The 10739-nt window shown below is 55.0% G+C and carries 7 protein-coding genes and 1 tRNA gene; all 8 read left to right on the plus strand.

The genetic code is table 11. The annotated features are described in order from the left end of the window. Window positions 1–73: 73 nt before the first annotated feature. The 8 genes from VN114_RS05820 to VN114_RS05860 all read left to right on the plus strand — a co-directional run bounded on the left by VN114_RS05820 (window position 74) and on the right by VN114_RS05860 (window position 10622). Window positions 74–478: a VOC family protein gene (locus tag VN114_RS05820; RefSeq protein ID WP_325512912.1), complete on the plus strand. Its 405-nt coding sequence runs from the start codon at window positions 74–76 to the stop codon at window positions 476–478. A 181-nt stretch (window positions 479–659) separates the two neighbouring features. Continuing rightward, complete coding sequence (gene rpsU / locus VN114_RS05825) at window positions 660–872, plus strand: 30S ribosomal protein S21 (protein WP_011870001.1); 213 nt, start codon at window positions 660–662, stop codon at window positions 870–872. Window positions 873–1009: 137 nt separating this feature from the next. Beyond that, window positions 1010–1459, plus strand: coding sequence for a GatB/YqeY domain-containing protein (locus VN114_RS05830; protein WP_325512917.1), 450 nt, complete (start codon window positions 1010–1012; stop codon window positions 1457–1459). Between the two features lie 31 nt (window positions 1460–1490). Continuing rightward, complete coding sequence (gene dnaG, locus VN114_RS05835) at window positions 1491–3290, plus strand: DNA primase (RefSeq protein WP_325512919.1); 1800 nt, start codon at window positions 1491–1493, stop codon at window positions 3288–3290. A gap of 217 nt (window positions 3291–3507) precedes the next feature. Then, entirely contained in the window at window positions 3508–5979 is a 2472-nt protein-coding gene (rpoD, locus tag VN114_RS05845) for an RNA polymerase sigma factor RpoD (protein WP_414694197.1), read from the plus strand. A gap of 18 nt (window positions 5980–5997) precedes the next feature. Continuing rightward, window positions 5998–6076 (plus strand) — tRNA-Ile (locus tag VN114_RS05850). Between the two features lie 347 nt (window positions 6077–6423). Then, complete coding sequence (uvrA, locus tag VN114_RS05855; RefSeq protein ID WP_325512925.1) at window positions 6424–9021, plus strand: excinuclease ABC subunit UvrA; 2598 nt, start codon at window positions 6424–6426, stop codon at window positions 9019–9021. 122 nt (window positions 9022–9143) lie between these two features. Then, window positions 9144–10622: an iron-containing redox enzyme family protein gene (locus VN114_RS05860; RefSeq protein ID WP_325512927.1), complete on the plus strand. Its 1479-nt coding sequence runs from the start codon at window positions 9144–9146 to the stop codon at window positions 10620–10622. The last annotated feature ends 117 nt before the right edge of the window (window positions 10623–10739 follow it).

The raw sequence follows: 10739 nt of genomic DNA on the forward strand, positions 1-10739 counted from the left end.
CCCAACCATTGCTGACAGTTGCTGTCAGCAGACGCGGTTAAGATCGTTTCCATCTAATCAAGAAGGAGACGTCATGAGCAGCGAAAATCCGAGCATCATTTCCCACGTGTCGATCGGCACCAATCAGTTCGACAAGGCGCGCGCCTTTTATGACAAGGTCCTGGCGACGCTGGATATCGTCACCATCATGGAACATCCGGGGGCAGTCGCGTATGGCCGCCAGTATCCGGAGTTCTGGCTTGGCGTGCCGCACGACGGCAAGCCTGCCAGCGTTGGTAACGGTTTTCACATGGGATTCATTGCCGCGAACAAGGATCAGGTCCACGCTTTCCACGAGGCGGCATTGGCTGCGGGAGCCACTTGCGACGGCCCGCCGGGCCCGCGTCCCCTTTATGGCGAGCCATATTACGGTTGCTTCGTACGGGATCTGGACGGTCACAAGATCGAGGCCGCTTTCTGGGATACCGCGCTGGCATGAGGCTGCCCGTGCGTTGACGGCTTCCTTTGTTGTCAATCACATAATTGCCGAGGGCTGAACCCGGCCTTCATCTGTGGTGTTTTGGCGCGCATCGGCAAATCCAGATCGACAAGTAGCTTCCATTTGCCGGACAACACTGCTATAATCGCTGACTCACTACCACCAACGTTTGGTTTAATACATGACCACTATTCGCCTTAAAGAAAACGAGCCGTTCGAAGTCGCAATGCGACGTTTCAAGCGCACCATCGAAAAAACCGGTCTGCTGACCGATTTGCGCGCGCGCGAGTTTTACGAAAAGCCGACCGCTGAACGCAAGCGCAAGCTGGCAGCTGCCGTGAAACGCCACTACAAGCGTATCCGCAGCCAGCAATTGCCTAAGAAACTGTACTGATTTCTCGCCGCATTGCGCGTTGCAAGTGCGCAGTGTGAGAAGTCGGTTGAAACCCGCTCCGGTGAAGGTCCGCAGCGGGTTTTGGCGTTTTAATGATCAGCGGTTTTGATTAACAATTCATCGATAGCGGAGTGCATATGGGCCTGAAAGAACAGATCACCGAAGACATGAAAGCCGCCATGCGCGCGAAGGATGCCGGCAAGCTCGGCGCGATTCGCCTGATCACCGCCGCAATCAAGCAGAAAGAAGTCGACGAGCGTATCGAACTGAACGATGCGCAAGTACAGGCCATCGTCGAGAAAATGATCAAGCAGCGCAAAGACTCGATCACGCAGTTCGAAGCCGGCGGCCGCCAGGATCTGGTCGAAATCGAACAAGCCGAGCTCGCCGTGCTCACGGCCTATATGCCGAGCGCCTTGTCGGACGCCGAAGTGCAGGCGGAAGTTGCTGCGGCCGTGACTGCTTCCGGCGCTGCCGGTCCGCAGGACATGGGCAAGGTGATGGCAATTTTGAAGCCGAAGCTTGCCGGTCGCGCCGACATGACGGCGGTGTCCGGCCTGGTAAAAGCCGCACTGACCAAAGCCTGATCGTTCATTCGATCCGCTGCCCGGTGCCGGCGTGATTCCCCAGTCGTTCATCCAGGATCTGCTCAACCGCGTCGATATCGTCGACGTGGTGGGGCGTTACGTGCAGCTCAAGAAGGGTGGCGCGAACTTCATGGGCCTGTGCCCGTTTCATAACGAAAAATCTCCGAGTTTTACCGTCAGTCCGACCAAACAGTTTTATCACTGCTTTGGTTGCGGCGCGCATGGCACGGCGATCGGATTCCTGATCGAATATTCGGGCATGGGTTTCGTCGAAGCGGTCAAGGATCTGGCACAAAACGTCGGCATGATCGTGCCGGAATCGGAAGATCGTCTGCCGCCGGCGCAGCGCGCCGAACAGCAGGCGAAGAGCATGGCGTTGTCGGAAGCGATGACGCGTGCCTGCGATTACTATCGCCAGCAATTGCGTCATGCAGATCGTGCAAAACAGTATCTGATCGGTCGCGGCCTGACAGGTGAAATCGCCGCGCGTTTCGGCATGGGTTACGCGCCGGACGGCTGGGACGGCTTGCGCGCGGTGTTCCCGGAATACGAGGATGACGCGCTGGTCGAATCCGGCCTGGTCATCGATCGCACTGACGAAGAAGGCGCCAATCGCAAACGTTACGACCGTTTTCGCGATCGCATCATGTTCCCGATTCGTAATACGAAGGGGCAGGTCATCGGATTCGGCGGACGCGTACTGGATTCGGGCGAACCGAAATACTTGAATTCGCCGGAAACGCCGCTATTTCAAAAAGGCAGCGAACTTTACGGTTTGTTCGAAGCACGTCAGGCAATTCGCGAAGCCGGTTATGCGCTGGTGACGGAAGGCTACATGGATGTAGTCGCGCTGGCGCAACTGGGTTTCCCGCAGGCAGTGGCGACGTTGGGTACCGCCTGCACGCCGATTCACGTGCAGAAGCTGTTGCGCCAGACCGATCAGGTCATCTTCAGTTTCGATGGCGATTCGGCCGGACGACGTGCGGCCCGCAGGGCGCTGGAAGCCAGTCTGCCGCATGCCGGCGACAACAAGGTCATCAAGTTCCTGTTTCTGCCGAGCGAACACGATCCCGACAGTTACATCCGTGAACGGGGAACGGAAGCGTTTGAAAAAGAGGTACACGACGCGATGCCGTTATCGCAATTCCTGTTGAATCAGGCGGTTGGCGACAACGATTTGAATACGCCGGAAGGGCGCGCGCGTACGCAATTCGACGCAAAGCCGATGCTGCAGGCATTGCCGCCGTCGGCGCTGCGCTTGCAGATTGTGCGTAGCCTGGCGCAGATCACGGAAAGCACGCCGGCGGAGATCGAAGCATTGTTCGAACTTGCACAGCCGGTTTCAAAAGCGCGCGTCGCGCCGCCACGCGGCAAGCGTACCGCGCCGGTCGGACTGGAGCGCCAGATCATGCGCCTGCTGGTTGCGCATCCGGCGCTGGCAATGGAGCTGGACCAGACGGCCATGGATGCCGTGCTGCATGTTGCTCCGGATAATGCCGAAATGCTGTCGCAACTGGTGCGCACCGGTCAGGAACTGGGAGCACATGCCAACTTTGCAACGCTGGCCGAACTGTTGCGCTCAAGCGGATCGGATTTCGATCCGTTAATTGCAGAAATTGCTGCAGAACCGGAGTCCAATCCCGACGCAGCCCGGCTGGAACTTGCCGGCGCCATTCGGCAGAGCAGGATGAAGGTGTTGCGCGAAGAGCTGGACCGACTGGTAGCCGGCGGTCTGGCTGGAGAGCAGGCGCAGATGCGCTATCGCGAACTGAGCATGCAACAGGAACAATTGCGGCGCGAAGCACAGGCAGAAATCGCCCGCCGCGACTGATTTGCTCTTGTGTAGAGGGGGAAGATGCCCCCATATGCTATAATGAAAGGCTTTCGATTCAACGTCTTACAGACGAGGGACGGAAGAAAAAAACAGTTAACTTGCGCGGGCGGAAGCCGGAGTTGAATGCGCAAAATCTGCTTGTCGGGCACAGCTGACTGGATGCTGGATGCGCCGGAGCACAACCCACTTGGTAGTTGATCCAATGGCGAACGCAATGAAGAAACCCGCGAAAACCCCGACCGCAGCCAAAAAAACGGTTGCGGCAAAGTCGACCAAACCCGTTGTGAAAAAAGCGGCCCCTGCCAAACCGGCAGTCAAGGCAAAAGCTGTCACGCCCAGTAAAAAAGCGGCAACACCCGCAACCAAGAGCGCAGCAGTAAAAACTGCAGCAAAGGCTCCGGCCAAAACCGCGACCAAGGTTGCAGCAAAGTCAGCACCATTGAAAGCCCCCGTGACAAACAAGAAATCCGAAGTCAAATCCGCACCAAGCAAATCAGCCAAGGTCGAGGCGAAAGTCGAATCACGTCCTGGCGTCAATGTCATGATCACGCCGACCGTCAGCCAGACGACGGACGCCGCCACACTGGCCGCGATCGATACGTCCGGTTACATCCTGCCGTCCGTCAAGGTGCCCGGCCGTCGAGGTCGCAAGCCGAAGGAATTCCAGCCTGAGAACGATGAAATCGCCGCACTGAACGCCGTCGAGCGTGCAGAGATGAAGGCCGTCGACAAGGCAAAGGCGAAGGATCGCAAGGCCAAGGAAAAGGCGCTGTTGAAAGACGCTTTCTCCAACGACACCGAAGCCAGCGAAGAAGAACTCGAGGCGCGCCGCCAGAAACTGAAGACGCTGATCAAGTTCGGCAAGGAACGCGGCTTCCTGACTTACGCAGAGATCAACGATCACCTGCCGGAAAACATCATCGATCCGGAAGCGATCGAAGGCATCATCGGTACGTTCAACGACATGGGCATCGCTGTCTACGAACAGGCCCCCGATGCTGAAACGCTGCTGCTGTCCGATAACGTTGCCACCGTCGCCAGCGACGACGAAGCCGAAGCGGCTGCCGAAGCGGCACTGTCCACTGTCGATTCCGATTTCGGTCGCACCACCGATCCGGTCCGCATGTACATGCGTGAAATGGGTTCGGTCGAACTGCTGACCCGCGAAGGCGAGATCGACATTGCAAAACGTATCGAAGACGGTTTGCGCGACATGATCCAGGCAATTTCCGCCTGCCCGACCACGATTGCAGAAATCATGGCCGCCGCGGAGAGGATTTCCAATGACGAAATCAAGATCGACGAAATCGTTGACGGCCTGGTCGACATGAACGCAACCGAACCGGTCATTGCCGCTCCTGCGCCTGCTGCTTCCGACGAGGAAGAAGAAGAGGAAGAAGAGGAAGAAGAAGAGGAAGAAGAAGAAACGCCTTCCGCTTCGGGCGCTGCCGGCTTCACCGCAGAACAGATCGAACAGCTGAAGCGCGAATCGCTGGCCAAGTTCGCCAACATCGCCATGCAATTCGACAAGATGCGCAAGGCGTTCGAGAAGGAAGGCTACAACTCCAAGCCGTATGTCAAGGCGCAGGAAATCATTTCCAACGAGTTGCTCAGTATTCGCTTCACCGCAAAAGTCGTCGAAAAACTGTGCGATACGCTGCGTGGTCAGGTTGATGAAGTGCGTCATATCGAGAAGCAGATTCTCGACGTCGCCGTCAATCGCTGCGGCATGCCGCGCAATCACTTCATCAAGGTCTTCCCGGGTAACGAAACCAATCTGACATGGGTGGACGGCGAAGTGTCCGGTAACCATCCATACAGCGTGGTGCTGGCGCGTAATGTTCCTACCATCAAGGAATTGCAACAGAAGCTGATCGACCTGCAGGCTCGCGTCGTGTTGCCGCTGCCCGACCTGCGCGCCATCAACAAGAAGATGGCTGCTGGCGAGATGAAGGCCCGTAAAGCCAAGCGCGAAATGACCGAAGCGAACTTGCGTCTGGTGATTTCGATCGCGAAAAAATACACGAACCGCGGCCTGCAATTCCTCGATCTGATCCAGGAAGGCAACATCGGTTTGATGAAGGCAGTCGACAAGTTCGAATATCGTCGCGGTTTCAAATTCTCGACGTATGCAACCTGGTGGATTCGTCAGGCCATCACCCGTTCGATCGCCGATCAAGCCCGTACGATTCGTATTCCGGTCCACATGATCGAAACGATCAACAAGATGAACCGCATCTCGCGTCAAATCTTGCAGGAAACCGGTGCCGAGCCTGATCCAGCGACGCTGGCGATCAAGATGGAAATGCCGGAAGATAAAATCCGCAAGATCATGAAGATCGCGAAAGAGCCGATTTCGATGGAAACTCCGATCGGCGACGACGACGATTCTCATCTGGGCGACTTCATCGAAGACAACAACACGCTCGCACCATCGGATGCTGCGTTGCATGCATCGATGCGCGGTGTCGTGAAGGATGTTTTGGATTCGTTGACGCCACGCGAAGCGAAAGTGTTGCGCATGCGTTTCGGTATCGAGATGTCGACCGATCACACGCTGGAAGAAGTTGGCAAGCAGTTCGACGTCACACGTGAACGTATTCGTCAGATCGAAGCGAAGGCACTGCGCAAGCTGCGTCATCCATCGCGTTCCGACAAGCTGAAGAGCTTCCTCGAAGGCAACTAAGCCTCTCATCAAGTTATTGGGCCTCTAGCTCATGCTTGGTTAGAGCAGCGGACTCATAATCCGTTGGTGCCGTGTTCGACTCACGGGAGGCCCACCAAAATATGCAAAAAACTAAAGGGTTATCGTTAATTCGATAACCCTTTTTTTTACAGCATTCGTTGCCGCCAACATTTATCAAAAACGCGACCGAGGGTGCTCCCAATGGCCCCCCAATGGCCCTCCTGCCTTTATGCGAATATGCGAATGCATGACGCTCGCGTGATCCGGTTTTGGCCAAAAGCGGCCATCGCTTTCCTCCTGCACCGGATATGACAGCAGCAGGATACGCTTTAGAGCTAGATGTCGCCTGGTTCAATGTTCGCTAACGCACTGTCTACGATTCCCCGTGGTTCTAACGTCATAAGCTCCAACAATTTGTTCGAGTTATCGTTACCGGGCGAATCGATGACAACAAAAATATCTCTATCGTCGCAACCAATACTGGATGGTTTTGTCCAGGTTCGTGGTGCCCGGGAACACAATCTCAAAGACGTTAACCTCGACATCCCTAGAGACGCACTGGTTGTGTTTACCGGTATATCCGGATCCGGCAAGTCGTCCCTTGCATTCGGAACGTTGTACGCCGAGGCACAACGAAGATATCTGGAATCAGTATCGCCCTACGCACGACGCCTATTTAACCAGATGCCGGTTCCTGATGTCGACGCAGTCAATGGATTGCCGCCTGCAGTCGCGTTACAACAGCAGCGTGGCACACCGACGACGAGATCGTCGGTCGGCAGCGTGAGTACCTTATCCAACTCGCTACGCATGCTTTATTCGCGTGCGGGTGATTATCCGGCCAGGCAGCCTCTGCTTTATGCGGAATCGTTCTCTCCCAATACCGCAGAAGGTGCGTGCCCGCAATGTCACGGTCTGGGGCGCATTTACGATGTCACTGAGAAATCCATGGTACCGGATGATTCATTGACCATACGTGAAAGAGCGATCGCTGCCTGGCCTACGGCGTGGCACGGACAAAATCTGCGGGACATTCTGGTAACGCTCGGCTACGACATCGATACGCCATGGCGGAAGATGTCGCGAAAGGATCGGAACTGGATACTTTTCACAGATGAACAGCCCGTCGTGCCTGTTTATGCAGGTTTTGATCGGCAAGAGGTAAAACAGGCTTTACGACGCAAGGAAGAACCAAGTTATCAAGGTACGTTTACAGGCGCCAGGAAGTATGTACTTCAGACGTTTGCGACAACGCAAAGCGCGTTGATGAAAAAGCGCGTGGCGCAGTACATGATCGGTACAGATTGTCCAATGTGTCAGGGGAAGCGTCTTAAACCGGAATCCCTTGCGGTGAAGTTCGCAGGCCACGATATCGCCGAAATTTCCCGTCTTCCATTGAAGCGGCTTGCGAATATATTTGCCGCATATGCCGATGGAAGCGCGCCGCAGTTGCGCAAAGATCGCATGCACCCTGAAAAAAGAGTGGTCGTTCAACGCATCGCTGAAGATCTCGTTGCGCGTTTGGATGTCATGCTTGAACTGGGGTTGGGGTATCTGACCCTGGAGCGCAGTACGCCAACCTTGTCTCCTGGTGAACTGCAGCGCCTGCGGCTGGCGACGCAAGTGCATTCCAATTTGTTTGGCGTTGTCTATGTACTGGACGAACCCTCCGCAGGGTTGCATCCGGCAGACACCGAGTCCTTGCTCTCAGCATTGAACCGCTTGAAAGCATCCGGCAATTCTCTCTTTGTGGTGGAGCATTCTCTTGACGTGATTCGCCACGCCGACTGGATCGTTGATGTCGGTCCGGTAGCCGGGGAGCACGGCGGACGCGTGTTGTACAGCGGTGTCCCGGCTGGACTGGAAATGGTGGATGAATCAATCACGCGTCGCTACCTTTTCGCGCAAGACTCCAGCACGCCTGATTCACGCCGTCGTGCCATTGGTCAGTTAAGACTGGAAGGCGTCACCCGCAACAATCTGAAAGGCTTGGACGTCGATTTTCCTATAGGGGTTCTCACAAGCGTTACCGGTGTATCCGGCTCTGGTAAATCAAGCCTCGTGAGTCAAGTCTTGGTGGAGCTCGTAACCGCGGCGCTCGGCCATTCCCTGGAAGAGGAACACGAGGATTCAGAGGAACCGGAACAACAATTACCCGTTACAGAAGGCGGCAGCATCACTGGCGGTTTGGAAAACATACGCAGACTGATCCGTGTTGATCAGAAGCCGATTGGACGGACGCCCCGCTCGAATCTGGCGACCTATACCGGCTTATTCGATCACGTACGGAAGATATTTGCATCGACCAAGACCGCACGTTCCCGAAAATATGACGCGGGGAGATTTTCATTTAATGTCGCCAAGGGTAGATGCGCTCATTGTGAAGGCGAGGGCTCGGTTATGGTCGAGCTGTTATTCCTGCCGAGCGTCTACACCCCATGTCCGACGTGTCAGGGAACGCGTTACAACGCAAAAACACTGGAGATCAAGTACAAGGATAAAAATATTGCCGATGTGCTGAGAATGACTGTCGACGATGCTTGTGATTTCTTCAAAGACGAGCCACTTGTCCAGGTGTCGCTTCACATGTTGCAGGAAGTCGGACTGGGCTATCTGCGCCTGGGCCAACCAGCAACCGAGCTGTCGGGTGGCGAAGCACAGCGCATCAAACTCGCCACAGAAATGCAGCGTGCACGACGAGGCGAGATGCTTTATATCCTGGACGAACCCACGACCGGACTTCATCCGGCTGACGTCGAGAGGCTCATCAAACAACTGCAATTGCTGGTCGACTCTGGAAATACCGTCATTGTTGTAGAGCACGACATGCGAGTCATTGCGGCCAGTGACTGGGTGATAGACATCGGGCCGGACGCTGGCGATGAAGGCGGAAAAATAATTGGTTGCGGAACCCCTGAGCAAATCGCTGGAAACAAAAAAAGTCGTACTGGTCCGTATCTCAAACGTTTTATGGCGTCATCAATCCTCTGGCTCGGGTCTCCCCTGCTCGGCGAAAGACCGGAAGTACAACAGACTAAATAAGCTCACAATTGCATGCGGCTTTTCTTACAACAATGCGGGGAATGCTCCGATATGTCGATATACGTTTCTTTCCGATAATGCTGCATATGCTCGCAGAGAGCCGTCGAATAGTGAGAGAACAGATGTCGAACCTGGTCCGGACCTTTAAGCCACAAGCGAAGAACTTTGATGAATCCATCAAGCAACTGTATTTTTCGTTGGCTGCTGATGAGGTTGGCGACGCGGCGCGGGACCAAGCAAAAGAATATTTGCAAGATCAACTGTCACAGGCGCGGACGTTACGCAACGAGTTGCCTGAACGCCTGTCTGATCTCGCTCCATGGATGCACGAACGCGCTGCGGCTGTGGGAGAAGAATATCGGCAATACCTTTCCGCCCGCAAAGGCGGCGCGCCTCGCCGATTTTTTACCAATCGTTCGCATGCACTGCACTTCTTGCAGGCTGTCGCACCCACAAAGCTGGTGGACGGTGCGTGGCTGTATGGCTTGCTGCCACGCTGGAAAGATCTCGACTACCTTCCACTGATCCGAACCTATCTGGAGGAGCTGGGAGACGGTATCGCGGAAAAGAATCACGTTGTGCTCTACAAAAAACTGCTGACGACGCATGGTTGCGATCAGTGGCGGGATTTGGACGAAGAACATTTCATTCAAGGTGCGATTCAGCTTTGTCTGGCGCATGAAGCCGACCAGTTTTTGCCTGAAGTAATTGGTTATAACCTGGGCTATGAACAACTTCCCCTGCATTTGCTGATTACTGCCTACGAGCTCAACGAACTTGGCATCGATCCCTACTATTTCACGTTGCATATCACCATCGACAATGCTGCGACCGGCCATGCTCACAAGGCACTGGCCAGTCTGCAACAATTGCAACCGTTGGTCGGTGATGCCGAACTTTTCTATCGGCGTGTGGCAGACGGGTATCGGTTGAATGATCTTGGCGCGAACACCATGTCGGTTATCCGGTCGTTCGATCTGGAGAAAGAGGTGATTGATGTCTTCCGGGAAAAATCGATGGTCGGAAAGAACATGCATTCCGATTATTGCCGTGTCGCCGGGCGTACAGTCAATGACTGGCTATCGGATGCGGAACAGATTCCTGCATTTCTGAAGGCACTGGAAGATGCCGGATGGATTGTCAGAGGAGAACCCGCTGAACACAGCAGGTTCTGGCGCCTGATTCAGGGGGAACACGCGGAGATGTTCGGCGTTTTCAACGAATACGAACAGCAATTGCTGAGAGACTGGATCGCATTGCCTGTATCAAGCGAGAGAGGCCGTCTACCCGATGCTGGCGCGACAGCATCCCGTGCACCGAGTTTCCGCATGCAACAGCGCCAGGTCGCTGCAGCAAAACGAAGCGGCGATTCCAAACGTGTGCAATATATCGGCACCGCAAGGAGTATCTTTCGAAAAACCCATGAACATGAGGGCGTTGACGATTTTACGAGCGAGCTGCGCTTGTTCGAGCAGAAATTATCCTCGTTGAACAGCGAGGATGCGGTTATGCGAACACTCATCAACATGATGTCTCCCGCCCACCACCATACAAAAGTCGGTCTGATGGCAACACGGATGTTCAGCAAGCTGATTGCGTGATGTTCAGACAAGGACGCGTCAGATGGCCGATATGAAAGCTGAAAAAATCCTTGCCTCCACAGGCGCCGTATCGCCAGTTTACGGTGAAACATTCAAAGCAAATGCGTTGATCACATT

Source organism: Oxalicibacterium sp. (genome assembly GCF_035565035.1).
Classification (GTDB): domain Bacteria; phylum Pseudomonadota; class Gammaproteobacteria; order Burkholderiales; family Burkholderiaceae_D; genus Oxalicibacterium.